Origin of the sequence: Listeria farberi, assembly GCF_014229295.1 — a bacterium.
Lineage (GTDB): Bacteria > Bacillota > Bacilli > Lactobacillales > Listeriaceae > Listeria > Listeria farberi.
Window position 1 is genome coordinate 613,952 of record NZ_JAARZL010000001.1, and the last position, 25,701, is coordinate 639,652.

At 36.5% G+C, this 25,701-nt stretch carries 19 protein-coding genes and 1 pseudogene; 13 read left to right on the plus strand and 7 right to left on the minus strand.

Features of this window, described 5'->3' with window-relative positions; translation table 11 throughout:
* Nucleotide 1 precedes the first annotated feature (1 nt).
* Both HCB38_RS03025 and HCB38_RS03030 read left to right on the plus strand, forming a co-directional pair.
* The gene (locus HCB38_RS03025; RefSeq protein WP_185318265.1) at nt 2-559 is read left to right on the plus strand and encodes a GNAT family N-acetyltransferase; all 558 of its coding nucleotides are present in this window, start codon (nt 2-4) and stop codon (nt 557-559) included.
* A 16-nt stretch (nt 560-575) separates the two neighbouring features.
* Complete coding sequence (locus HCB38_RS03030; protein ID WP_185318266.1) at nt 576-1,238, plus strand: protein with hydrophobic anchor; 663 nt, start codon at nt 576-578, stop codon at nt 1,236-1,238.
* Between the two features lie 16 nt (nt 1,239-1,254).
* On the opposite strand, the gene HCB38_RS03035 is transcribed toward HCB38_RS03030, so the two are convergent.
* A complete protein-coding gene (locus HCB38_RS03035; protein WP_185620302.1) occupies nt 1,255-1,644 on the minus strand; it encodes a MerR family transcriptional regulator in 390 nt (129 codons plus the stop codon).
* A 120-nt stretch (nt 1,645-1,764) separates the two neighbouring features.
* Here HCB38_RS03035 and HCB38_RS03040 point away from each other — a divergent pair, with 120 nt between their 5' ends.
* The 5 genes from HCB38_RS03040 to HCB38_RS03060 all read left to right on the plus strand — a co-directional run bounded on the left by HCB38_RS03040 (nt 1,765) and on the right by HCB38_RS03060 (nt 8,749).
* Nucleotides 1,765-2,589 carry an aldo/keto reductase gene (locus tag HCB38_RS03040; RefSeq protein ID WP_185318268.1) on the plus strand — a complete coding sequence of 275 codons (825 nt, stop codon included), beginning with the start codon at nt 1,765-1,767 and terminating at the stop codon, nt 2,587-2,589.
* Nucleotides 2,590-2,774: 185 nt separating this feature from the next.
* Complete coding sequence (locus HCB38_RS03045) at nt 2,775-4,544, plus strand: SpaA isopeptide-forming pilin-related protein (RefSeq protein WP_185318269.1); 1,770 nt, start codon at nt 2,775-2,777, stop codon at nt 4,542-4,544.
* A gap of 83 nt (nt 4,545-4,627) precedes the next feature.
* Nucleotides 4,628-5,596, plus strand: coding sequence for a winged helix DNA-binding domain-containing protein (locus HCB38_RS03050; RefSeq protein WP_185637510.1), 969 nt, complete (start codon nt 4,628-4,630; stop codon nt 5,594-5,596).
* 41 nt (nt 5,597-5,637) lie between these two features.
* Nucleotides 5,638-6,918 (plus strand): hydroxymethylglutaryl-CoA reductase, degradative, encoded by a 1,281-nt coding sequence (locus HCB38_RS03055; protein ID WP_185318271.1) that lies wholly within the window; start codon nt 5,638-5,640, stop codon nt 6,916-6,918.
* A gap of 196 nt (nt 6,919-7,114) precedes the next feature.
* Entirely contained in the window at nt 7,115-8,749 is a 1,635-nt protein-coding gene (locus HCB38_RS03060; RefSeq protein WP_185607617.1) for a Na/Pi cotransporter family protein, read from the plus strand.
* Between the two features lie 219 nt (nt 8,750-8,968).
* On the opposite strand, the gene HCB38_RS03065 is transcribed toward HCB38_RS03060, so the two are convergent.
* Complete coding sequence (locus tag HCB38_RS03065) at nt 8,969-9,391, minus strand: Imm51 family immunity protein (RefSeq protein ID WP_003766035.1); 423 nt, start codon at nt 9,389-9,391, stop codon at nt 8,969-8,971.
* Nucleotides 9,392-9,791: 400 nt separating this feature from the next.
* Between HCB38_RS03065 and nifJ the strand changes: the two genes are divergently transcribed.
* Nucleotides 9,792-13,439 carry a pyruvate:ferredoxin (flavodoxin) oxidoreductase gene (nifJ, locus tag HCB38_RS03070; protein WP_185637512.1) on the plus strand — a complete coding sequence of 1,216 codons (3,648 nt, stop codon included), beginning with the start codon at nt 9,792-9,794 and terminating at the stop codon, nt 13,437-13,439.
* A 250-nt stretch (nt 13,440-13,689) separates the two neighbouring features.
* Here nifJ and HCB38_RS03075 read toward each other — a convergent pair whose 3' ends face one another.
* Both HCB38_RS03075 and HCB38_RS03080 read right to left on the minus strand, forming a co-directional pair.
* Complete coding sequence (locus tag HCB38_RS03075; protein ID WP_185318274.1) at nt 13,690-15,651, minus strand: fructose-1,6-bisphosphatase; 1,962 nt, start codon at nt 15,649-15,651, stop codon at nt 13,690-13,692.
* Nucleotides 15,652-15,762: 111 nt separating this feature from the next.
* Nucleotides 15,763-16,674 carry an AEC family transporter gene (locus HCB38_RS03080; RefSeq protein WP_185637514.1) on the minus strand — a complete coding sequence of 304 codons (912 nt, stop codon included), beginning with the start codon at nt 16,672-16,674 and terminating at the stop codon, nt 15,763-15,765.
* A 646-nt stretch (nt 16,675-17,320) separates the two neighbouring features.
* Between HCB38_RS03080 and HCB38_RS03085 the strand changes: the two genes are divergently transcribed.
* From HCB38_RS03085 to HCB38_RS03090, 3 genes and pseudogenes are all read left to right on the plus strand, one after another.
* Nucleotides 17,321-17,605 carry a transposase gene (locus HCB38_RS03085; RefSeq protein ID WP_185318276.1) on the plus strand — a complete coding sequence of 95 codons (285 nt, stop codon included), beginning with the start codon at nt 17,321-17,323 and terminating at the stop codon, nt 17,603-17,605.
* Between the two features lie 105 nt (nt 17,606-17,710).
* A pseudogene (locus tag HCB38_RS15180) lies at nt 17,711-17,788 on the plus strand (hypothetical protein); the annotation flags it as partial.
* A gap of 106 nt (nt 17,789-17,894) precedes the next feature.
* Nucleotides 17,895-18,527 (plus strand): hypothetical protein, encoded by a 633-nt coding sequence (locus tag HCB38_RS03090; RefSeq protein ID WP_185637516.1) that lies wholly within the window; start codon nt 17,895-17,897, stop codon nt 18,525-18,527.
* Between the two features lie 126 nt (nt 18,528-18,653).
* Here HCB38_RS03090 and psiE read toward each other — a convergent pair whose 3' ends face one another.
* The gene (gene psiE / locus HCB38_RS03095; RefSeq protein ID WP_003766041.1) at nt 18,654-19,067 is read right to left on the minus strand and encodes a phosphate-starvation-inducible protein PsiE; all 414 of its coding nucleotides are present in this window, start codon (nt 19,065-19,067) and stop codon (nt 18,654-18,656) included.
* Between the two features lie 90 nt (nt 19,068-19,157).
* Here psiE and HCB38_RS03100 point away from each other — a divergent pair, with 90 nt between their 5' ends.
* Nucleotides 19,158-20,879: an ABC transporter ATP-binding protein gene (locus tag HCB38_RS03100; protein ID WP_185638002.1), complete on the plus strand. Its 1,722-nt coding sequence runs from the start codon at nt 19,158-19,160 to the stop codon at nt 20,877-20,879.
* A gap of 34 nt (nt 20,880-20,913) precedes the next feature.
* On the opposite strand, the gene HCB38_RS03105 is transcribed toward HCB38_RS03100, so the two are convergent.
* Both HCB38_RS03105 and HCB38_RS03110 read right to left on the minus strand, forming a co-directional pair.
* Nucleotides 20,914-22,125 (minus strand): MFS transporter, encoded by a 1,212-nt coding sequence (locus tag HCB38_RS03105; RefSeq protein ID WP_185637518.1) that lies wholly within the window; start codon nt 22,123-22,125, stop codon nt 20,914-20,916.
* A gap of 131 nt (nt 22,126-22,256) precedes the next feature.
* Nucleotides 22,257-22,727, minus strand: coding sequence for a MarR family transcriptional regulator (locus HCB38_RS03110; protein ID WP_185637522.1), 471 nt, complete (start codon nt 22,725-22,727; stop codon nt 22,257-22,259).
* Between the two features lie 206 nt (nt 22,728-22,933).
* On the opposite strand from HCB38_RS03110, the gene HCB38_RS03115 reads away from it, so the two are divergent.
* Nucleotides 22,934-25,576 (plus strand): calcium-transporting ATPase, encoded by a 2,643-nt coding sequence (locus HCB38_RS03115; protein WP_185318280.1) that lies wholly within the window; start codon nt 22,934-22,936, stop codon nt 25,574-25,576.
* Nucleotides 25,577-25,701 lie beyond the last annotated feature (125 nt).

Consider the following 25,701-nt stretch of genomic DNA (forward strand, 5'->3'; position numbering starts at 1 on the left):
ATTGATTCGACAAGCCAAAAAATCAGACGCGCCAAAAATTGCGCCACTTTTACTCGTAATATGGAAAGATATGGAGTTACCAATTTTAGAAGTAGAAACGGAAGATGCGATTACAAATGCACTAATCGAAGCGATTCAAACAGATGATTACCGTTATAGCTATAGACACCTTCATGTATTTGAAAAAGATGGAGATATTGCTGGAGTTTTAGCTGGCTATCCCGGGAAAATGGAACCAGAAATCGACCATGCTTGGAATCAGATTGCGAAAAAACATGGAATTACTTACGATGCACCAATTTTTGTGGATAAAGAAACATTTCCAGGTGAATGGTATTTAGATTCAATTGTAACAAATGAAAAATACCGCGGTCACGGCGTTGGAACAGCTTTACTTGCTAAATTAACAGAAATTGCAGCAGCAGATGGCGAAAAAGTAGTTGGTTTAAATTGCGACAAAGGAAATCCACATGCGAAACGCCTCTATGAACGGTTAGGATTTCATGTGACTGGTGAAATTAAACTGAGCGGTCACGAGTATGAGCACATGCAAAAATAAGAAATGAGGCAAACTAATGAAAAAAATTGTTTTCGCGTTACTACTTAGTTTGATATTAATTCTTGCAGGGTGTGCCGATGTGACCAATACGGTAAAGGTAGACAAAACAGGGGAGGCAACAGTTTCCTTTGACATCGATATTTCATCTGTAGCAGGAATTTTCGCATCAAGTTATTCAAATCAAGTGGAAACTAAACTAAAAGAAGCTGGCTTTACTGTAGATAAGAAATCAAATACAAGTTATCATATCGAAAAGAAATTAGCGAAGAACGAAACGAAGCAAAGCGATATGAACCCAGAAGATTTTGGTGTGAAAATTACTAATACGAAAAGTTTCTTCACACAAAAAATTAAAGTGGATGCTGATATTGATATCGAGAAAATTTGGCAAAAAGAAGTAGCTAATGTTCCTTTTCCTAAAGAAATATTAAGTCAGGTCGATTATACTTTTATTTTAGATTTACCAGTGTCTTCAATTGGTGATAATAATGCTAAGAGCGTCGATGGCGGAAAGCTAACTTGGGACGTTCCACTTGATCAAAAATCCGAAATGTATTTTGAAGTTACTGTACCAAACGTAAAAAATATTGCGATAGTTGGTGGAATTCTTCTTGTAGCGATTATTGGTTTATTGATTTATTTTATTAGAAAACGTCGCAAAAAGAAAAGAATCCACTAAAAAAGTGTGAATCAGCCTAGCTAAGCTGATTCACACTTTTTTTTACTTCTTTTTCTAATTCTTCGTAGCAAGCTAGTTTTTTCTCGATTTTTTTGAATGCTCGGTCCAGTTCGGCTTGCCGGCGATACATATCTTGTTGATGTTCTTTAAGTACAGCAATTCGTTCTGATACCGTTTTGTCACCACATTTAGTTAATTCGACGATTTCTTTTTGTTTCGCAAGTGGCATTCCAGTGACACGTAAACATGTTAGTAATTCAAGCCAGTGCAGGGCATCATTATCGAAAATCCGGTTATTATTTTTATCGCGAGCTAAAAAGGGAATTAATCCTTCGCGTTCATAGTAGCGAATCGTATGGGCGCTTAAACCTGTGTGCTCGGATGCTTCTTTGATTGTTTGTTGCACTAAAATCACCTCTTTTTTTCTTAATAATAGCACCTTGAAAATCGAAAAGCCAAATGTTTGCCTTTGAGTATACTCTAAGGTGTATAGTAAACGTGTTAATACTTTTAGGAGGCGGATAAATTGAACTTAAAAGATACAGTAAAACTTGCAAATGGTGTAGAAATGCCCCGTTTAGGATTTGGCGTATGGAAAGTGCAAGACGGCGACGAAGCAGTAAATTCTGTTAAATGGGCAATCGAAGCTGGTTACATTAGCATTGATACAGCTGCTGCTTACAAAAATGAAGAAGGCGTTGGTCAAGCAATTAAAGAGTCTGGCGTTAAAAGAGAAGACTTATTCGTAACTACCAAACTTTGGAACGCTGAGCAAGGTTATGAATCCACTCTCGCTGCGTTTGATGAAAGCCTACGTAAATTAGAACTTGATTATGTGGACTTATATTTAATTCATTGGCCGGTTGAAGGTAAATTCAAAGACACTTGGCGCGCTTTTGAAAAATTATATAATGATAAACGCGTTCGTGCAATTGGTGTATGTAACTTCCATGAACATCATTTAAAAGAATTAATGGAAGACGCAGAAATTGCTCCAATGGTGAATCAAATTGAATTACACCCACAATTAACGCAAGAACCTTTACGTAAATTCTGTGCGGATAACAATATTGTTGTTGAAGCTTGGTCCCCACTTGGTAACGGCAAACTTCTTACTAACCCAGAAATTAAAGCCATTGCAGATGCACACGGTAAATCAGTTGCGCAAGTTATTCTTCGCTGGGACTTACAAATTGGGGTAGTCACTATTCCAAAATCAGTTCACCAAGAACGTATTATCCAAAATGCCGATATTTTCGACTTTGAATTAAGTGATGAAGAAGTTGCAAAAATCAGTGGATTGAACAAAGATGAAAGAACTGGTCCAGATCCAGATAATTTTAATTTCTAAAAAAAGTAGCTGCTAAATTATTTAGCAGCTACTTTTGTGCTGTAAAGATTTAGTGGAGAAACTTCCGCATTATTTAGTTTATTGTGACGAATCAATGTAGTTTGTCTTAAAAGTATTCTCATACCAAGGTTTTTGGTGTATTCTTGCCTATGATAAAGACTTAAATTTTCTAGGGGGAATACAACATGAAGTTAAAAAGAGGTTTAAAATTAATAACTATTTTAACACTGATTTTTACAATGGTAGTTCCATTTTTTCAAAGTGGAACAAAAGCACGGGCTGCTGAATTAAATAATGTAATTGATTCGGTAACTGTAACGCATAACGATGGATCATCAACTGGAAACTATGATTTTTATGAAGAATTCACCTCCACTTTTAAATGGTCTGCAAAGACAAATAATCTTAAAAGTGGCGATACTTTTACCGTAAAATTAGGCAAAACCATTTACGTCGCTGATAGTATTACTTTTCCATTAAAGACGGAAGATGATCAAGTGGCTGGTGAAGTTGTAGTGGATGCAGCACACAATATAATGACCGTTACATTTAATAGCTATGTGGAAGGTAGAGCTAATGTAAAAGGAACTATCCAACTACAAGATTATTTTAACTTAGAAACAATTAAAGAAGAAACGGTTGTTCCACTTACTTATACTTTTAATGGGGAATCAACAACAATTAATGTAAATGTGAATCCGACGCCTGTTGTTAACCCAGAAGAAATTCTTATTAAAGGTGGGACAATTTCACAAGATGAAACAAATATTATTAATTGGAATGCACGAATAAATTTTGCGAATAAAGCAATTAATAATGCGGTAATAGTTGACACGCTAGGGCCTGGCCAAGAATTTGTACCAAATAGCGTTGTGTTAACGAAACAAGCATTTAATGAGTACGGGGCTTTGGTACCGCCATCTTCTGTCGTACCAAGTTCGGACTATACAGTAACATTTGATAGTCCAACAAAAATGAAGATTTCGCTTGGTGATATTAATCAAAGTTACCGGCTTACATACCAAACGAAAATTACAGATAGCTCTTTGCAACAGTATCGGAATACGATTGCAATATCTGGTGATAATATTGAAACAAAAAGCTTGGATGTAGTAAGTGATTCAACTAGCGGAAGTGGAACAGCAGATGGAGATTACGGCTCTTTTGAACTAACAAAAGTAGATAAAAATGATCATAATGTTACGTTAGAAGGAGCAGAATTCACATTAGTTTCAGATACTACAGGAACCTCCTATCAGCTGACTACTAATATTTCTGGTAAAGCGAATTTAGATAATCTTCCATTAGGAGACTATACTTTAACAGAAACGAAAGCACCAGTTGGTTACAAGATTAGTAATTCACCAGTCAAAGTTACGATAAATAGTTCCATACTAACAAATTTTATGTTCGAAAATGAGAAAATGCCCCCAGCAAAAGGAACATTAGAGATAACGAAAGTAGATAGTCAAGATACCTCACTTCAATTAGCAGATGCAGAGTTTAAGTTAGTTGATAGGGACGGAAATATTATTACCAGAATAGTAACGGATGCTAGTGGTAAAGCGAACTTAAGTAATCTTACACCTGGCGAATACCAATTGATTGAAACAAAAGCGCCAACCGGTTACAAGCTAGATGAAACCCCCATTTCTTTAACAATTAAAACTGATGAAGTAACAAAGATTACGGTAGAAAACACAAGAACGCCGTTAACACCATTAACACCACCAATTCCTGCGCCACCAACACCATTACCAAATACACCAATACCTATTCAACCCAATATAAAAACAGACATTGGGAAGAAAATTACTGTAAATGAAAGAAATGTCGAAAAAGCTAAAAATTTACCAAAAACAGGTGACACTCAAAAAACAGTGATGTTTGTATTATTAGGAACTATATTATTAATAGTTGCTTACCGTGTAATAAAAGTTAAAAAAGTAAACTAATGTAAAATCCCTTCCGTCTTTTCAAAGCGGAAGGGATTTTTGCTATGTTTTTGTGCTACAATAAACTAAAAAAAGAGGTTAATATGGAGCGGAAAACGATTATTCAAAACCGGTTTATAAACCAAAAATTAGCTGAAACCACATGGCTTGAATCCCCTGAAGAAGTAGTATTTCATTTTGGGGCCATGCAATCCCAAAGTTATGGTCAATCACTTTGGGCAGTTGGAAGTAGATTAATTACTCCAAACGAGCAAACTGTAAAAAAAGCAATTGATGAAGGTGAAATTATCCGAACGTGGCTTTTGCGAGGAACAATTCATCTTTTTTCGGCACGTGATTATCACTGGTTGATGGACTTAATTGCCCCTAGAATAGATAAAATTTGTAAGCCATATCGGACTAAATTAGGTTTAACAGAAGATATTCTGAACAAGTCTACGGCTATTGTACAAACTCTGGTAGACGAGAATATTGTTACTAGAAAAGACTTGGCAGAGCACTTAGCTAAACATCAGTTACCAAGCACTGGCATTCCGTTTGCACAATTATTGGTCTATTTAAGCTCACGGAAAGTTATATGCTCTGGCGCAGACGAAACTTTTAGAGATACGAAGCAGATACCAACCCCAGAGTACATTTATACACGAGAAGAAGCATTGAAAGAATTGGCAAAGCGCTACATACAAAGTCACGCACCAGCTACTTTAAAGGACTTTTGCTTTTGGTCTGGATTAACCGTTACCGATGCAAAAATAGCTTTAGAAGATTTCAATAAAGAAGGCGACTTATATTTGTCCAATACAATTGAAAATAATAGTCCAGTACATACAGTTCCACTTGCAGGTTTTGATGAGTGGATTATCGGATACATGGACCGATCCATTATTTTACCTAAAAAGTGGCAGGAATCAATCATAACAAAGAACGGGATCTTTAGACCGTCGATTATTTCAGATGGACAAGTTGTGGGGAAATGGGAAAAACCTAAGAATAAAGCAGAACTAAGTGGAGATTACTGGCATCGTTACATTCAGTTTCGGAATATGCTATAGTCAATTAAGTGCAGAAAATTTAATTTGAGGTGATTAGAGCAATGGAAGCTTTTGATAAATTTTATAAAAAAACAGTAGAGGAACGTCGCGCAGTTTTAGCTGAATATGCAAATTTAAATGAGGAAGAACAAGCATTTTTAGCTTCAACAGGAGCACTTTCACTTGATAAAGCAAATCACATGATAGAAAATACAGTAGGTATCTATTCGCTTCCGCTCGGTCTAGGAATGAATATGCTTTTAAATGAAAAAAAATATGTTGTTCCAATGGCAATGGAAGAGCCTTCTGTTGTTGCTGCTCAAAGCTCGGGAGCAAAACTAATTGCGCAAAACGGTGGAATGAAAGGCACTGCAACTGACCGAAAAATGATTGGGCAAGTGGAGTTAATCAACGTACCAGATGTGCATGTTGCGAAAGAGAAAGTAATTGCTAGCCGAGAAAAGCTCATTGCAATTGCAAATGGTGCGCACCCATCTTTACAAAAAAGAGGTGGAGGAGCTGTAGATTTACAGGTGCGCACAGCCAAAACTGTGAGTGAAGAAACGTTATTTATTGTCCATTTACTCGTTGATACCAAAGAAGCAATGGGAGCTAACATGGTAAATACAATGGTAGAAACATTAGCGCCAGAATTAGAGATTTTAACGGATGGTACTGCAAATATGCGGATTTTATCTAATCTAGTAGATGAAGCAACCGCAACTGTTACTTGTCGACTTTCCCCTCTAAGCTTAGCCACGAAAACGCAAAGTGGCGAATGGGTACGTGACCGAATTATTGCCGCTTATGAATTTGCAGATGCTGACATTTACCGAGCAGCCACACACAACAAAGGAATCATGAATGGTATCGATGCAGTTATTATGGCTTTTGGAAATGATTGGCGTGCAGTAGAAGCCGCAAGTCATGCCTATGCTGCCCGTACAGGAAGCTATAAGCCGATGTCTAAGTGGTCAAAAGATCGACAAGGGTACTTAGTTGGTGAATTAACTTTACCAATGCCAGTAGCCTTTGTAGGAGGTTCTATCGGGATTCATCCGATTGCCAGCCTTTCGAAAAAGATTGCGCGCGTAGAATCAGCAAAAGAATTAGCTATGTTAGTATGTGCAGTTGGTTTAACGCAAAATTTAGCGGCTTTAAAAGCACTCGTTACGGAAGGCATCCAGCGGGGGCATATGTCGTTACAAGCAAAATCTCTGGCCATGACAGCAGGAGCAAATGCACATGAAATTGAACAAGTAGCTCAATTTTTACAAGAAAGCAAACAATTAAATGTAATGGCAGCGAAAGCGTATATTGCTACTTTACGATCTAAAAAATAAAAGTCTATGTAAATGACCTTTACAAAAACTTAACAATACATTCGGAACGCATTAAATCCTTTATTTTCAATGTGTTACACTCTTTTCCATAGAACTTCCTTTACAAAATGAAAAAAATCTATTTACCTCGCTTTTACTTTCTTTTATGATGAAAAAAGAGTGAAATTACAAGATTACAAACAAAAAGGAGATTTTCATGGGAGACATAAATATTCAGCAGATGATTTTTCAATTTGTCGGAGGACTTGGAATTTTTCTTTTCGGCATTAAATACATGGGAGACGGACTGCAAATGGCGGCCGGAGATAGACTCCGTGATATTTTAGATAAGTACACGACGAATCCTTTTATGGGTGTACTTGCCGGAATTTTAGTTACCGTATTAATTCAAAGTAGCTCAGGTACAACTGTTTTGACGGTCGGGTTAGTAAGTGCCGGTTTTATGACCTTAAAACAAGCAATTGGTGTTATCATGGGGGCAAATATTGGGACAACCGTGACTGCCTTTATTATTGGTATTAAGTTATCCGAGTATTCTTTACCAATAATTGCTGTAGGAGCAGTACTTTTATTCTTCTTTAAAAATCATAAAGTGAAAAATATTGGACAAGTATTCTTTGGATTTGGTGCGTTATTTTATGGACTGGATCTGATGGGTCAAGGGATGAAGCCTCTTGCTAGTATGGAAGCCTTTCATGAATTAACTGCTCAAATGAGTACGAATCCATTCTTAGGTTTGTTAATCGGAACAATCTTTACAGCGGTAGTACAGTCCTCAAGTGCGACTATCGGGATTTTACAAGAATTATATGGGCAAGGTGCGATAGATCTTCAAGCAGCTTTACCAGTTCTATTTGGAGACAATATTGGAACGACGATTACAGCTGTTCTTGCAGCGATTGGTGCGAGTGTTGCAGCAAAACGAGCAGCAGCGACTCATGTGATTTTTAACTTATTAGGCGCAATCATATTTATGCTGATTTTGCCACTTTTCACATCGCTTGTGACATATATGCAAGGCTTATTTGGACTAAATCCTGAGATGACCATTGCGGTCGCTCACGGAACGTTTAATGTGACAAATACATTCATTCAATTCTGGTTTATTGGTGCCTTTGCTTGGCTAGTAACAAAACTCATACCAGGAGACGATTCGCGCATTGATTATAAAGTGAAACATCTAGATACAAATTTAATCGATCAGTCGCCAGGTATTGCACTTGAAATGGCACGCGAGGAAACACTTCGCATGGCAGATTATGCTAAATTAGGCTTACAAGAGGCAAAAAATTATCTCGTTAACCAGGAGCCAAAATATGCCGAGTCAACTGTTCAAGTCGAAGAAGCAGTGAATAATTTAGACCGGAAAATTACCGAATACTTAACTAAAATTTCTTCGGTCGCTTTAACAAACAATGAAACAGAAGAACATGCGCTGATGCTTGATACCGTTCGTGATATTGAACGGGTTGGCGATCACATGGAGAACATCGTAGAAAATATCGACCAACTGATTAAAAACAAAGCGAAAATGTCCGAAGAAGCTTCCACACAGCTAATCGAAATGTTTGAACTGACAACATCTAATTTCGAACGTGCAGTAAAAGCAATGCACAAAAAAGATCGCGCACTCGCAGAAGAAACTATTTTAGTAGAAAAAGATATTGATAAAGCAGAGCGTCGATTACGTAAAAATCATATTCGTCGCTTAAACGAAGGCAAATGCCAAGTCGTTAGCGGAATTTTATATATTGATATCGTCAGTGATTTAGAACGAATTGGTGACCACGCGAACAACATTGCTGAATCTGTTTTAGAATTAAACGAATAAAAGAAACTATCTTGGTTGATGAGTTCTCATGAGAATAAATTTATTGAAAGTGGCATCAATTAAGTGAGTAATTTAAAAAAAGAATTCAAGATGTTTTTATGAGTGATCACTCCCGTTTTTTACAAGCAAAAAACAAGCAAAAATTTATCTTTTTCAAGATGTTTTGCTTGTTTTTTTCGGGAATTTTGATTATTTAAGTATTAATTATGTTCTTATTTATTAAGATAATAAAGTTCTAATAGCTTTCGAAATGATACTTAATAATTTTTTATAATCTTCCAGACTATCCAAAACATAAATTCCACAAGTATCAGATTCGCTGTCAGTTCCAACTTTGGAAGAAAAATCGGAGTAATTCTTCTGAATGAATTCAGAAAAATAGTCTTCCCAACCATATCCATTAACTTCATATCCATTATTTTCTAATATGTTATTAAGTTCTTTCATGTCTTCCGATTCATCATTAAAAGGATCGAGTGCACATTCGTAATTAGTTCCTCGTGTAGTCTCAATTATATTTAAATCAAATGCACTAAAAATAGTTGCCTCTTCGTAAAACCATTCCCCAGTTTCTGATACAATATTTTTGTAGTTGTCGGGTATTATTATATTTTCAAGATGTAATTCCAAATACTTATTCATTCGTAGCCACTCCCATACAATAACTAAATTGATACCACTTAAATAACCTAAATTATAAGTGGAGATGAATCGTAAGCTAAATATATCATAGTCACTTGATGGAATCAATGGTACTTCGAGTTTTTGCGGTCAGTGTTCGCATGTAGATAAGCTAAAAATTTTTCTTTCAAACATGGTTCCAATTTTAATTTTATATCATTATTCAGTTGACTTGCAAAATGTAGATGGAAGCTTAATAAACCTGAAAGCACGTTTCTATATGTGCAACAGTTAAGAAAGCTTTCTTTTTTTGTTAAAAATCTACACTTTTTCTAGTCCTTGTGAAGCATTGAGTATAAGCGAATTGTGGTGTAGAATAAGAATGATTATAAAACTAGAATGACTGGAAGTGTTAAGTCTCATGCGAAATAGAAAAACGATGGATGGAAACACCGCCGCAGCTTATATTTCTTATGCATTTACTGAAGTTGCAGCAATCTATCCGATTACCCCTTCCTCCACCATGGCGGAACTTGTGGATGAATGGTCTTCAAAAAACAAGAAAAATTTATTCAATGAACCCGTAAAAGTAGTAGAAATGCAATCAGAAGCAGGCGCAGCAGGAACAGTTCATGGCTCACTTCAAGCAGGAGCCTTAACTAGCACATATACAGCGAGTCAAGGTTTACTTTTAATGATTCCGAATATGTACAAAATTGCCGGCGAACTATTACCAACTGTTTTCCATGTTTCTGCAAGAACGATTTCGGCAGCCTCGCTGAATATTTTTGGCGATCATAGTGATGTGATGGCAGCACGCCAAACTGGATTTGCAATGCTCGCAGAAGGTTCCGTGCAAGAAGTAATGGACTTATCTGCTGTTGCCCATCTAGCATCGTTAAAAGGGAGTTTACCATTTTTAAACTTCTTTGACGGATTTCGGACGAGCCATGAATTACAAAAAGTCGAAGTGCTCGAATATGACGAATTAGAAAATTTACTTGATAAAGAGGCTTTACAACAATTCAGAAATCGCGCAATGACACCAAATAACCCTAAAACATTAGGTTCCAACCAAAATCCAGATATCTTTTTCCAACAAAGGGAAACAGTGAATCGTTATTACGAGGAAATTCCTAGTATCGTTCAAAATTACATGCAAGAAATTAATCAGCTTCGTGGCACAGACTATGACTTAGTAAATTATTACGGAGCAGAAGATGCAACAGACGTAATTGTGGCGATGGGTTCTGTAACACCTGTCATCGAGCAAGTCATTGATTACTTAACAATCCAAGGCAAAAAAGTAGGCTTACTAAATATTCGTTTATATCGTCCTTTCCCAGCAGAAAACTTTTTAGCGAAACTGCCGAAAACAGTAGAACGTGTAGCTGTGTTAGATCGGACGAAAGAACCCGGCTCAGGCGGCGAACCACTTTTACTTGATGTACAAAGTGTGCTTTATGATAGTGAGACTCGTCCGCTAGTTATTGGCGGTAGATACGGCTTAGGTTCAAAAGATGTTACACCAGACCAGATTCTTGGTGTTTATTCGCACCTAATGACCGAAAAACCAAAATCACGCTTTACAATTGGGATTACAGACGATATTACTAACCTTTCTATTGAAAATACTGGACCAAGTGATCTGACTTCAGCCAAAACATTCCAATGCAAATTCTGGGGCTTTGGCTCGGACGGTACAGTTGGCGCAAATAAAGCTGCGATTAAAATCATTGGAGATAATACCGATTTATATGCGCAAGGCTATTTCTCGTATGATTCCAAAAAATCCGGCGGGTTGACCGTTTCACATTTGCGTTTTGGTGAAAATCGGATTCGTTCTGCCTATTTAATCCAACAAGCTGATTTTGTTTCCTGCTCCACCTCTGCCTATTTACGTTCCTATGATTTATTAAAAGGCTTAAAACCAGGCGGAACTTTCTTACTCAATACGATTTGGGAAGGCGAGCAGTTAGAACGTCATTTACCAGCCGTAATGCGCGAATATATTGCGAAAAATAATATTCAATTCTACACATTAAATGCGATGAGAATTGCTGGAGAAGCAGGGCTTGGAAGACGAATCAACACAGTTATGCAAACGGCCTTTTTCCGCGTGACCAATATTTTACCGTTTGAAAAAGCACTGGCTGGCTTAAAAGAATCGGCTATTGCGACTTATGGAAAAAAAGATATGACAGTTGCAGAGAAAAATATTCTGGCAATGGACCAAACAGTTGCTAATTTGCATAAAGTCAATGTTCCTGAAAGCTGGGCACACCGAGAATTAACAGTGGAAACAAATGCCACCACCGAAAAACCTGCGTATATTAAAAATATTCTTGAGCCAGTAAATCGCTTAGAAGGTGATAACTTGACCGTGGGTGACTTGATTTCTAATGGCATGGTCAGTGGCGCTTATCCTCCAGGAACTGCAGCTTATGAAAAACGTGGCATAGCGCTTGAAGTTCCCGAATGGATTTCGGAAAATTGCACAATGTGTAATGAATGCGCCTTTGTTTGCCCCCATGCAGCGATTCGTCCAATTTTAACAGATGAAGAAGAAATGGAGTCTGCACCGGAAGGCTTTATGACACGTGAAATGCGTGGCAAAGATGGTCTTCGTTACCGTATCCAAGTTTCCCCGATGGATTGCACTGGTTGCAACTTATGTGCGGAAACTTGTCCAGCGAAAGACAAAGCGCTTGTAATGAAACCATTTGAAGAAGTTGCTGCCAAAGAAAATCCGAATTGGTCGTTTGCAATTAATGTCAAACCGAAGAAAAATCCTGGTAAGAAAAATACCGTTCCGGGTAGTCAATTTGAACAACCGTTACTTGAGTTCTCTGGAGCTTGTGCTGGCTGTGGTGAAACCCCTTATGTTAAATTATTAACGCAAATGTTTGGTGACCGGATGATGATAGCGAATGCGACTGGCTGTTCCTCGATTTGGGGCGCATCTGCACCGGCAACTCCCTATACCGTTAATGATAAAGGACATGGTCCAGCATGGGGAAATTCACTTTTAGAAGATAACGCGGAATATGGTTATGGTATGTATTTGGCGAACCAAACCATGCGAAAAGCTTTAAACAATAAAGTGACGAAAGCGCTTAGAGAAGAAGCTATGTCAGAAGTTTTACGCGAGAACCTAGTTGACTGGCAAACGCACATAGATGTTTCAGAAGATACGCGCGAACGAGCAGAAGCCTTACAACTTGCGCTTCTTAGTGAGATGGAAGGGAATCCTTCACTAGAATCTATTTATAATGACCGTGAGTTATTTATTAAACGTTCACAGTGGATGCTTGGTGGCGATGGATGGGCTTATGATATTGGCTTCGGCGGAATTGATCATGTTTTAGCATCGGGTGAAGATGTGAATATTTTCGTAATGGATAATGAAGTATATTCAAATACTGGCGGACAATCATCGAAAGCCACACCAACAGCAGCTATTGCCAAATTTGCTTCTGGTGGAAAATCTGTTGGTAAAAAAGACCTTGGTATTATGGCGATGAGTTATGGGAATATCTATGTAGCACAAATTGCGATGGGGGCGAACAAACGTCAAACCTTAAAAGCGATTGAAGAAGCGGAAGCATATCCAGGTCCATCTCTAATTATTGCTTATACTCCGTGCATTAATCACGGTATTTCAAGCGGTATGAAAACCATGTTAAGCGAAACTCAAAAAGCAGTTGAATGCGGCTACTGGAGCTTATATCGTTATAATCCCGCTTTAGAAGAAAAAGGAAAAAATCCCATGACAATGGATTATAAAAAAGTCGATTTCGATCAATTTGAAGATTTCCTGAAACGCGAAACACGATACTCAGCGCTCTATAAAGCAAATCCAGAAGTGGCTACAAAACTATCTGAGAAAACCCGCTTAGATGCAGAAAAACGCTTTAAACGCTATGCAACAATGGCTGGGCTTGATCTAGAGAAAATATGGAAGAAAAAAGAAGTAGCCGAAGAACTGTCGTCTTCTGTTGATGATGAACGAGCAGCAAGAAAAGCGGCACGTGAAGCAAGAAGATTGGCGCGCGAACAAGGTAAATAAAAAAGAAGGTCCAGACAATGCTGGACCTTCTTTTTTTGCTTTTGATCTGTGGGAATCAAAAAGCGAAGTGGGAATGAATAGATATTCTTTAAGGAACTGTATAAAGAAATAACTACTATTTTAATATAACTTTTTTTATTAAAACATGCACTAGGAAAATTAGGTCATAAATATACATTTCACGATATGTTGTTGCAGTTAAGCCAATTATTGACTTGTGAAAGTTTTATGACAATTACTTTTTAGGATATTAGCGCCCTTCATTGAATAGCCCATTACGATAAGCGCCAAGTAATAGTTTTAAGTCTTCTGCTTGCTCATTAAGTTTTTCACCAATATCAGTGTCCCTCACACGCTTTCGATTAATTTCCATCTCGATAACTTGGCGTGTTGATAGAATATCAGTTTCGTTTGCAATCGCATCTTCTTTACTTGTAAAAGGTTGGTGACTAACTAGTTGAAGACCATAACTATTGAAAAGTAGAGTATAACCAGCCAAATTAGTCTTTTTATGATACGCTTTTGCAAAACCTCCATCAATTACAAGCATTTTTCCATTTGCTTTAATAGGGCTTTCCCCTTTGCCTTCTTTTACAGGTGTATGGCCATTAATAATATGTCCACAATCGCCATCAAGCCCAAACTCTTCCAAAATTTGCTGACAAATTATCTCGTTATTACGCAAATTATAATAAGGGTTTTTTTCTTCAATATGTGTTTTCTTATCAGCAACAAAATAACGCTCAAAAGTGGTCATTTCACTTTTCCCAAATAGAGAAGAAACGGCACCAGTCCATAAATACCAAACGATATCACAAGCATATTTCTTTTCTTCTGTTCCTGGTTGTCGTACATAAGCTTCCCGAGTAAGTATTTCAAATTGTTCTAAAAGCTCCCGCCCTGCGTATTTGTTTCCTCGCAGAGTCATCTCCATAAAAGTTCCGTCCTCATGAAGCGGTATACAACCGTGATAAAGCAAGTTTCCATTATAAGTTAAAAACATACTACCTTTTGCATATAAAAATTGCACATGCTTTTGTAATCGATGACAATTTTTGAATGAAGCCGTAATTTTTTCAATAAGTTCTTTTTCTGCTTCTGTAAGTTTGTAGGGATGTTCTGGATCAATCGTTGGAAAATAAGTATCTAGTAATTTATAGTCTTTTCCTTTTAAATGAATAGTTCCATTTTTGTAATCAATAAAATTAAGAAGAAGGCGATGATTCATATTAAACTCTTTGCGCCGGTTGATAATTTCGCCTTCTAGTTTAAATTGGATAATGGCGATAGCTTTATGCATCCGAGCAATCTGGGTGATTTCTGCTTTTTTGTAATCAATATTATCTTCATTTTTGGGTTGGAAATAAGTACAAGGATCATTTTTATAAACTTCATCTGCGAACAGAGCGAGGGAGCGAAGTGAAATACCATAGCTATCTTCTAGAATATCTAAATTTAAGTAACGTGCAGAGATTCGAATAACATTAGCAGCACAAACACGAGAACCACTAGCAGCACCCATCCATAAAATATCATGATTACCCCACTGGAAATCAAGTGAATGATAATTCATAAGGGTATCCATAATTTTGTCAGGATAAGGACCACGATCATAGACATCCCCAACAATATGCAAATGATCGACTACTAATTGCTGAATAAGATGTGATAAGGCACTAATAAACTCTTCGGCACGTCCAAGTGAAATGATATGTTGTAAAATTTCTTCATAATACATTTTTTTATCATCTTCATTATAATTTTCGTGAAGTAGCTCTTCTAATATGTATGCAAAATCTTCTGGCATTGCTTTTCTAACTTTAGAACGGGTGTATTTAGAAGCAACATATTGGCAAAGTTCAATTAAGCGAAAAAGTGTTATGCGATACCAGTCTTGCATGTTTTCCGTTTCTTCTGCAATCAAATCCATTTTTTCTTCTGGATAATAAATTAGCGTACTAAGAGAATTAATTTCGGCATCATCTAACTCTGTTCCGAAAATATCACGGATTTTTCGCTTAACAACTCCAGAGCCATTACGCAAAACTTGTTCAAAAGCACTATATTCACCATGAACATCACTTAAAAAATGCTCTGTTCCTTTTGGAAGGTTCATAATTGCTTCTAGATTAATAATTTCTGTAGCAGTCTTAGCGATAGTAGGGTATTCTTTTGCTAATAATTGTAAATATTTCATATCAATTTTTCCCACTAGATGTTGCCTCCTTATTTTAATTGGTATAGTAATTATATTTCTTAAAATAAAGCAAGGCAAACGTTTTGTTTTTATATTGGTCTATACAAAAATTGGCCAAAACCTGAATTAGAAAATTGGATGGAGAAAATAGAGCACAATTGGTAAAGTAATAATACTTAAAACAGTACTGATAAAAGTGGCACTAGAAACCAAATCTGGTTTCGTATCGAATTGAACTGCCATCAAAGTTGTATTGGCTGCAGTTGGCATTGCCGCTAGCAAAATCATAATTTGTTTAGTCATTTCGTCAACTGGAAGAATTAATGTTAAACAAAAAGCAATAATGGGTGCAATGAGTAATTTCAGTACTAAGGCAATTCCAACTTTAGCAAGTTCAATTCTTCTAAACGAAATAACAGCAAGTTGCATCCCAAGAACAATCATAATCGTTGGAATAGCTGCATCACCAACCAGTTTCACACAAGTCATTAATGCAGAGGGTAACGAAACATGAAGTAATTGAAGAAGAAGGCCAAGCAAAGCCCCGTAAGCAATAGGCATTCGCACAACCCGTTTTATGACGGTTTTCATTCCGTTTGAATCCTTGCTTCCTTTTGCCGCAAAATAAATACCAATCGTACTCATGGCAAGTTGTTGTAAAACCATTAAAACAACTGCAATATCAAGTCCTACCGCACCAAAAACTAACAGGACTACAGGTGTTCCGTAGTTACCATTATTCATAAAAGCGCTAGCCAAAATAAGTGCGCAACGATCTTGTAAATTATAACCTAGCAAAAAGCTAATAAAGCTAACCAGCAAAATTAAACTCAAGCACAGCACAAAAATGTAAATCGCCAAATAAACGTAATCCATGGACAAAGGATTAGTATAAAAAGTATTAAATGCAAGGAACGGTGACATCAGATAAAGTGTCAGTTTAGATAAATTTGGAATATCAAATTTTAAGGTTTTCTGCCCAATAAAACCAATAGCAAAAATTCCAAAAACCGGAAGTAAAATAAGTAAAAACTCCATAGTAACACCCTTTTTTATGTATTTTGTAAATTATTGTACCATAAAATGGGTTATCATTAGCCCATTTCCATCTTATCGTTATTAGTATAAGAATCTAAAATCCTAACTATTTTGCTATCTTAAAAGGATAATGATCATGCAAGTGTATTTAGATAACCCATGTATGGATATTTTGTGTTTTTATTGTTTGAAATAAGCAATATTTTGTCACAAAATAGCCATTTTTCAAGAAAAAACACTGTTAAAAAGTATCTTTCGGAGTAGCGAATCTGTCGAGTTGTCGTATATAATTTAAATATCAAATCAGGAGTATAGATATACCATCAAAAGAGACATATCTATCAACATCTATATTTACTAAAAATATAAGGAAGTGAGCTAGGGAAAAGATAATATCAAAGAACTAATTAACCTCTAGAACCAAAAGAAATCTTATTATTTAAACTACGCAAAATTGAAACAAAAAGAATTATAGAATTGTAAAAGAAACACGGGATATTAAAAAATAAATATTGTATCTTGAAATTGTCGAAATAGTTTATCTGCTAGAAACTCAAACAGCAGGGAACTTTAAAATCAAATGTTATATAAACAGTTATCTGAGCCAATACTATACTATGAAAAATGCACTAGAAAGGAACTGTTCATGCCGAAAAAATTATATAATGAAAAATTTAAAAGAAGCCTAGTATATTTATATCACCAAGGAATACCCAAACTAACGTTATGTGAGGATTTTGGTGTCTCCATAGCATCTCTTGCACGATGGATTAAATTTTATAACATGGAAAGTATTGACTTAAATGAAGCTACGAACATTCTACAAATGTATGAATTAAAGAAACAAAAAGCTATATTAGAAGCGGAAGTTTCTGCTTTGTCAGAAGCTATCATGATTTTTAATATGGAAACGAGTAGTGTCGAAAATTAAGTTAAATCCACTCATATATTATTATGGGTGGATTTTTTATGATGGAATAATCATACATTTCATTTTTAGAGAAAAGCAATAAACTGCTAAGTATTCTTAAAAAAAGATGTAGAAATTTACTTTTTTCAATTGGTCTTGAAGTCACTTGGAAAATATAAACACTATACTTGGGGCAAAAAAATTTCTCGCGCTACTCACCGATACAATAGTTAGGTTATACTCTAACTAAAATAATATTTGAAAACAAGAGGATAGTTTTAGCTATTTAATTTGTAAAGGAGCTAACAGCATGAATAAAAACACTATAAAAGATTTAATACTTAGTATAGAACAAAGACCAACTATGTTCCTAAGAAATAAAACAATAGATGCATTAAGTGATTTTTTAAATGGTTATTTGATGGGGTGTAGAAAAGAAATAATGAAAGGATATTCAATCGATTTTTGGTTTTTCCATGAGTTTATAAAGAACTATTATAATTATAGTTACTCCACTTCTGGATGGACTAATATGATACTTGAACATTGTTGTGACGACCAAGAAAAGGCCTTTCACGTTTTCTTTCAAAGGTACCATGAATTTATGAAAATTAGTGTAGAATCTGTCTATAAAGCAGACTTGAAGGAAAGTAATAGTATATTTCATTTTGATATGACAAAAGGAAAAAATCTTGTGGTAAATTTAGATTTAGAACAGCTAGAACCAGTATATAAAAACCCAAAAAGCTATATAGTATTGAAACTATCTCTTAATAATGGTTTTATTTTGTTAGTAGAATCTAATAATCTATTCTATCAAGAAAGAAAATTATTTAAAAATCTTTCAGAAATCGATCATGAAATTTCAAGCTTATTTGGAACAGTTCAGCAACTTCATCCAATTGCAATTGAGACATTAAATAATTTGGAGTATTATGCTTAAATAAATATGGAAATGTGTTTGCTTATATATGCCCTAATAAGTTTTATGGAACATAATAGTTCGGATAAAACTGCAAATAGAAAAACCAAAAACAAGCAATCCGGGTTTCGCGGATTGCTTGTTTTTTTACCCTTCTCGTTTCAGCATCTTCGTATTAGCTATAAACAACGCGGCGACAAGTAAGAGAATCGCCCCTGAAAGTATTAGCGTGGAAGTTGCGCTAGAGTGATCGACAATAATAAATCGAATAATTGCTGTGATACCAATATAAATAAAATAACGCAGCGGAAAATGGAAATGAGATTCGAAATATTTTACAATAAGCGCAATAAATTCAAAATAAAGGAAAAACGTCAAAATATCTTGCGTCATATAATAGTAAGAAACGTCCGTATCTAAGAAGAAAATATTATTGAAAATCGTAAATGCCTCTCTAATTAAAAAAGCAACAAGGGTAAAACCGACCATAATAAGCGCCAGATTTAGGGTGATTCGTAGCAGGATGGGAACAATAGAAGAAATTTTTTCTAATCGTTTCATCAGTTGCCTCCTTTCCAAAAACAATATCGCTTTTTTAGTCATTTTACACTATAATGGGAACCATGACTATTTTTAAGGGGGGAGTTTGTCATTCTAAAAAGGTTTTTTAGTTATTATAAACCGTATCGGACACTTTTTATCATTGATTTTGGTTGTGCTGTTTTAGCTGCTATTTTGGAGCTCGCATTTCCGGTCGCTGTAAATCATGTGATTGATACATTACTTCCAGGAAAAGATTTTGGGCTAATTATTACGGCAGCTTTTGCCTTATTATTCTTTTACATACTTAATACATTTATGCAGTACATTGTCACTTATTTTGGCCATATGCTAGGTCTTAACATAGAAACAGATATGCGTAGAGATTTATTCAGTCATTTGCAAAAGCAACCATTTGGCTTTTACGATAATCAGAAAACAGGAAAATTGATGTCGCGCATGACAACCGATTTATTTGAAATTGGCGAAGTGGCACATCATGGTCCGGAAGATATTTTCATTTCAATTATGTCGCTATTTGGCGCATTTTTCCTAATGCTAAACATTAACGTCAAGCTGGCGATTTCTACATTTATTTTAGTCCCCATTTTGACAGTGTTAATAGTTTATTTCAACAAACGAATGACCAAAGTAACGACCGGGATTTTTAAAGATTTAGGGAATTTTAATGCTGGAGTAGAAAATGCAATCAGTGGCGTTCGGGTTGTTCAGGCATTTGCTAATGAACCGCATGAAAAAGGTCGTTTTGCAGTTTTAAATCAAGCTTACCGTAAATCAAAACTCATGTTTTATAAAGTGATGGGACTTAGTTTTTCATTTAACTATTTTCTTATGCGATTAATTAGTTTGTTTGCTTTGTTATTTGGAGCATACTTTACGATTAATGGGGAGATTTCATATGGTGAATTTGTTGGTTTTATTTTACTAACAAACGTTTTCATCCGACCAATTGAGAAAATCAATAATGTTATCGAAAGCTATCCGAAAGGGTTCGCGGGCTTTAAGCGTTTCCTAGAAGTGATGGATACGGAGCCAGCAATTCAAGATGAAAAAGATGCTAAACCGGCTTCAGCATTCTGCGGTGACATTGAATATAAACAAGTTTCTTTTGAATACAGTGACGGGAAAAATGTCTTAAGTCATATTAATCTTTCTATTAAAGCTGGCGAAACAGTCGCATTTGTTGGACCAAGTGGTGCTGGGAAAACGACGATTTGTAATTTATTGCCACGTTTTTATGACGTTTCAGATGGGGAAATTACTATTGATGCAGAAAACATTAAACATTTCACTTTACCATCTTTACGCGCACAAATCGGCGTAGTCCAACAAGATGTCTTTTTATTTTCGGGCACTGTTAGAGAAAATATTGCTTACGGAAAATTAGACGCAAGTGATGAAGAAATTGAGCATGTCGTAAAACTCGCGCATCTTTCAAAAGTAGTAGAAGAGATGCCAGATGGGCTAGATACAATTATTGGTGAGCGCGGAGTAAAACTTTCTGGCGGACAAAAACAACGGTTAGCAATCGCACGAATGTTTCTAAAAAATCCACCAATTTTAATTTTAGATGAGGCAACTTCGGCACTGGATACAGAAACAGAACAAGTCATTCAAGCTTCATTAGAAGAACTAGCGGAAGGTCGAACTACTTTAATAATCGCACATAGACTCGCTACCATTAAGCATGCTGACCGAATTATCGTTGTAAATGAAGCAGGCATAGCAGAAACAGGGACTCATAAAGAACTTTTAGCGAAAGAAAATGGTGCATATAAACGATTATATGATGCGCAATTTAATACGATTTAATGAAAAAGGGGTTCCAATTTTGGAATCCCTTTTTTTATATTGTCTTTTGCGTTCTTTGATAGAGGATAAAAATCGCTGCTATGATTAAAACGATGCCCATAACAGCCGGAGCAGCATGACCAAGTGTAATATAAAGTTGCCCACCAATAATTGGACCGATAATACGCGCCAATGACTGAATGGCTTGACTACCACCTTGAATCCGACCTTGTTCGCTAGCGCTAGCAGATTTTGAAACCATTCCGTTAAAAGAAGGACCAAAAATCGAGTCACCAAACCCAAAAACGAACATTCCAATAACGAGTAGGGAGGCAAGTGTGAAAATCGAGGAAGCTGCAATAAGCGAGTAACCGATAATTTCAGCAATCATTCCAAGAATAGCAATTTGTTTATCCGTTAACTTAATAAGCAGTTTGGGCATTACGAAAGCTTGTGACAAGATATCTTGAATTCCCATAATTGAAAACATCATCCCAATTAAAGCTGGCTTCCAACTGAAACTATCAATGGCAAATTGTGACATGACAGCTTGCAAGGAACCATTTGGAACCCAAATGAAAAATGCGGCTATTAGTAAACGACCCAGATGCTTGATTGTTAGGATATTACACAGTTGGGAAAACGGATTGAGTCGCACAAGCGGAATTCGTTTTAAGCGATTGGCTTCTTCTAAACTCTCAGGCATATAAAAATAGCCAAATATAAAATTGATTAAAGTAATCGCCGCACCAAGGAAAAATGGTATAGCATAGCCAAAGTGAGCAATGAAACCGCCGAAAGCCGGGCCAAGTGCAGCACCCGCACCAGCCGTGGCACTAACCCAACCAAAATATTTCGTCCGCTGTTCTTGCGGCGTAATATCAGCGAAAAAAGCAAACAGCGTACTAACACTCCCGCCAGTAATCCCTTCGATAATCCGACCAAGAAAGAGCACCCATAGTGCCCCTCCAAGCCCGAAAATAAAGTAACCAATTGCTGAACCCACAAAACAAATAAGTAATACTGGTCGTCTGCCAAATCGGTCACTTAAAGCACCAAGTCCAGGAGCAGCAAAAAATACACATAGAGCATAAACCGATGTGAGCAGTGTCACCAAAAGTGCTTGATCACTGGAATTTGTTACATAAGGTGCAACGAGAAAAGGAACGACGGGCATAATAATGCTAAAACCCATTCCACATAAAAATACGGATATAAGACCAAAAAGTAAAGTTTTCTTGTTAAAGAAAGATTTAGTGGAAGACATATAATTCTCCTATCAATTATTTAATTAGTGTCCTAGGAAACATAAATAGCTTACCTTCTTTTTGTTTCCTTGTCAACAAAAATAAATAATAAAAAACAGCCTAACATGAAATAGCTAGGCTGTTGGCGGGTCTATTCAGATTTTGATGCTAAAAATTTCTTCATTTCTGTATCTAGATGACGACTATACTTATCCACAAATTTTAATACTTCGGCATATTGCTCATCCGATACGTCTTCAAAAACGACTTTATCACGATCCAAAAATTCTTGATGTAAATTATCATGTACTTGGTTTATTTCAGCTCCTTTAGACGTTAAACGGAAATAGATCTCTTTCTTATTCTCTGGTTTTTGATAGCTTTCAATATATCCTTTATCCATTAATTTTTTAGTAATTTTACTAATCGCGCTTTTAGTCATATAGAAAGCTTCCGCGAGTTTAGTTACGTTTGGGTCCTCGTTTTTAGCAATAAATTCAATGCAGTGAACTTCGGAAGGTTTATATCCCTCAAGCGCTTTTTCCATCTTTACTTTGTTAATCCATGCAAGCTTATTAAACAACTCTCTGACGTTCGCCATGACTTGTTCATTTTTATCCATGCCATGCCCTCCTAAGTTATCTTTCTGATTGTAGTATAGTTGTTTTTTGTGTCCTTTTCAACTATTTTTCGTCCCTTAGTAGCTAAAAAGAAGGCTTGTAAGCGCTGTTTGTTAAGAGTGTGTAAATTATCCATGTTATCAATATTATTTCACTGTTAAGATTTGTTATACTTAACACATAAACTGTTTGGAAGGGGCTGACATGATTGGAGATTTACCGCAAAAGCGCGGCAGATACATTTAAACAACTAGAAGCAACAGAACAAGGCTTAACAACTAGTGAGGTAACAAAACGACAAGAAAAATATGGCTTTAACGAATTGAAGAATAAAAAGAAAGACCCGCTTTGGAAGCTTTTTCTCGAAACATTTAAAGATCCAATGGTTATTGTTTTAGTCATTGCTGCCATAGTGCAGTTAGTTCTAGGCGAAGTAGTGGAATCGCTTATTATCTTTTTAGTACTTATCGTGAACTCGATAATTAGTGTAGTTCAGACGAGAAAAGCAGAAAGTTCACTCGATGCGTTACGAGAAATGTCTGCACCAGTCGCCAAGGTTATTCGCGATGGCTCTAAACAAAGCATTCATGCGCGCGAACTTGTCCCAGGTGACATCGTTATTTTAGATGCAGGTGATTTTGTCCCAGCAGATGGCCGTTTATTCGAAAGTGGCTCATTAAAAATTGACGAAGGTATGCTAACAGGAGAATCGGAAGCAGTTGAGAAATATATCGATACCATTCCGGATGAAGTAGGGCTTGGCGACCGAGTGAATATGGTGTTTAGTGGCTCGCTCGTTGTTTATGGTCGCGGGATGTTTGTCGTAACAGGTACAGCCAGCGAAACGGAAATCGGCAAAATCGCTGGACTTCTTGAAACAGCAGAAGCGAAACAAACACCACTACAAAGAAAACTAGAATCATTTAGTAAGAAGTTAGGAATTGGTATTTTAGCACTCTGTGTACTTATTTTTGCAGTAGAGGCAGGGCGTGTGTTACTTGGCGACAATTCAGCGGATATGGCAACAGCGATTCTAAATGCCTTTATGTTTGCTGTGGCCGTAGCTGTAGCAGCAATTCCAGAAGCACTTTCTTCTATCGTAACGATTGTACTCGCGGTTGGAACAAACAAAATGGCGAAACAGCATGCGATTATTAGAAAACTTCCAGCAGTGGAGACACTCGGCTCCACAAGTGTTATTTGTACCGATAAAACCGGCACACTAACTCAAAATAAAATGACTGTTGTTGATTACTTTTTACCTGATGGAACAAAGGAAAACTTCCCAGATAGTCCAGAAAATTGGTCAGAAGGAGAGCGCCGTTTAATTCATATAGCGGTACTTTGTAATGACTCGAATATTAATAGCGAAGGTAAAGAGTTAGGCGATCCAACTGAAGTGGCGCTAATTGCCTTTAGTAATAAAAATAACCAAGATTACAATGAAATACGCGAAAAATTTATTCGTGAAGGCGAAATTCCGTTTGATTCTGACCGTAAACTAATGTCTACACTTCATACTTTCAATGAAAACAAAGCAATGCTCACAAAAGGCGGACCAGATGTAATGTTCGCGCGTTGTAGTTATGTTTTCCTTGATGGGGAAGAAAAGCCGCTAACAGAAGAAATTTTAACGAAACTAAAAGAAACAAACGAAGAATTCTCGAATCAAGCGCTTCGTGTCCTAGCTTACGGCTACAAACGGATGCCGGCAGACACAACTGAATTAAAATTAGAAGACGAGCAAGACATCGTACTCGTTGGCTTAACCGCAATGATTGATCCGCCTCGTGAAGCTGTTTATGCTTCCATTGAAGAATCTAAAAAAGCAGGTATTCGCACTGTCATGATTACTGGCGATCACAAAACAACAGCACAAGCAATCGGTCGTGATATTGGTTTAATGGATGCAGATGACATCGCCTTAACTGGTCAAGAACTAGATGCTATGCCAGAAGAAGAACTTGATAAAAAACTAGAACATATCGCTGTTTATGCCCGAGTTTCCCCGGAAAATAAAATCCGTATCGTCAAAGCTTGGCAGAAAAAAGGAAAAATTACCGCAATGACTGGTGACGGTGTGAATGATGCACCTGCTCTAAAACAAGCCGATATTGGTGTCGCAATGGGTAGCGGAACAGATGTTGCAAAAGACTCTGCCGCGATGATTTTGACCGATGATAATTTCGTTTCGATTGTGGATGCAGTTGGCGTTGGTAGAACGGTTTTTGATAATATTAAGAAATCTATCGCTTACTTATTTGCAGGAAATTTAGGCGCGATTATTGCGATTTTATTCGCGCTAGTGCTTGACTGGATTAATCCGTTCACAGCGTTACAATTACTATTTATCAACTTAGTCAATGACTCTTTACCAGCAATCGCTCTAGGTATGGAAAAAGCAGAACCTGACGTGATGAAACGCAAACCAAGAGATATCAATGAAGGTATTTTTGCAGGTGGAACGATGCGCGCGGTTATCAGTCGTGGTGTATTAATTGGTATCGCCGTTATTATTTCACAATACATCGGTATGCAGATTTCACCTGAAATGAGTGTGGCGATGGCATTTACTACCCTTATCTTAGCGCGTACACTCCAAACATTTGCAGCTCGCTCAAACGTCCAAACAGCATTTGGCGCAGGATTTTTTAGCAACAAATACGTAATCGGCGCAGTATTACTTTGTTTCGTCTTATATGGAATTACAGTATTACCAGGAGCTCGCGAAATCTTCTCCATCCCAGTGACATTTGGCTTACATGAATGGTCGATTGCAGCAGGGTTAGCACTTGCAGCAGTTGTGATGATGGAGATTATTAAAGTAGTTCAGAATAAGTTTTTTAAATAAAATCATATAAACACAGAAATCCCTTGATTAACTAAGGATTTCTGTGTTTTTGCTTCATATTAGAAAGAAATTGTTGAATAACAAATAATATGAAACAGATAAAATAACTACTGGCAACTCATCTA

What these genes read in the sequence shown, in the direction of transcription:
- HCB38_RS03105 (WP_185637518.1), bottom strand. Translation starts at nt 22,125, where the DNA reads ATGTCTTCCACTAAATCTTTCTTTAACAAGAAAACTTTACTTTTTGGT.
- HCB38_RS03060 (WP_185607617.1), top strand. Translation starts at nt 7,115, where the DNA reads ATGGGAGACATAAATATTCAGCAGATGATTTTTCAATTTGTCGGAGGA.
- HCB38_RS03110 (WP_185637522.1), bottom strand. Translation starts at nt 22,727, where the DNA reads ATGGATAAAAATGAACAAGTCATGGCGAACGTCAGAGAGTTGTTTAAT.
- HCB38_RS03080 (WP_185637514.1), bottom strand. Translation starts at nt 16,674, where the DNA reads ATGGAGTTTTTACTTATTTTACTTCCGGTTTTTGGAATTTTTGCTATT.
- HCB38_RS03085 (WP_185318276.1), top strand. Translation starts at nt 17,321, where the DNA reads ATGCCGAAAAAATTATATAATGAAAAATTTAAAAGAAGCCTAGTATAT.
- HCB38_RS03055 (WP_185318271.1), top strand. Translation starts at nt 5,638, where the DNA reads ATGGAAGCTTTTGATAAATTTTATAAAAAAACAGTAGAGGAACGTCGC.
- HCB38_RS03090 (WP_185637516.1), top strand. Translation starts at nt 17,895, where the DNA reads ATGAATAAAAACACTATAAAAGATTTAATACTTAGTATAGAACAAAGA.
- nifJ (WP_185637512.1), top strand. Translation starts at nt 9,792, where the DNA reads ATGCGAAATAGAAAAACGATGGATGGAAACACCGCCGCAGCTTATATT.
- psiE (WP_003766041.1), bottom strand. Translation starts at nt 19,067, where the DNA reads ATGAAACGATTAGAAAAAATTTCTTCTATTGTTCCCATCCTGCTACGA.
- HCB38_RS03045 (WP_185318269.1), top strand. Translation starts at nt 2,775, where the DNA reads ATGAAGTTAAAAAGAGGTTTAAAATTAATAACTATTTTAACACTGATT.
- HCB38_RS03030 (WP_185318266.1), top strand. Translation starts at nt 576, where the DNA reads ATGAAAAAAATTGTTTTCGCGTTACTACTTAGTTTGATATTAATTCTT.
- HCB38_RS03065 (WP_003766035.1), bottom strand. Translation starts at nt 9,391, where the DNA reads ATGAATAAGTATTTGGAATTACATCTTGAAAATATAATAATACCCGAC.
- HCB38_RS03050 (WP_185637510.1), top strand. Translation starts at nt 4,628, where the DNA reads ATGGAGCGGAAAACGATTATTCAAAACCGGTTTATAAACCAAAAATTA.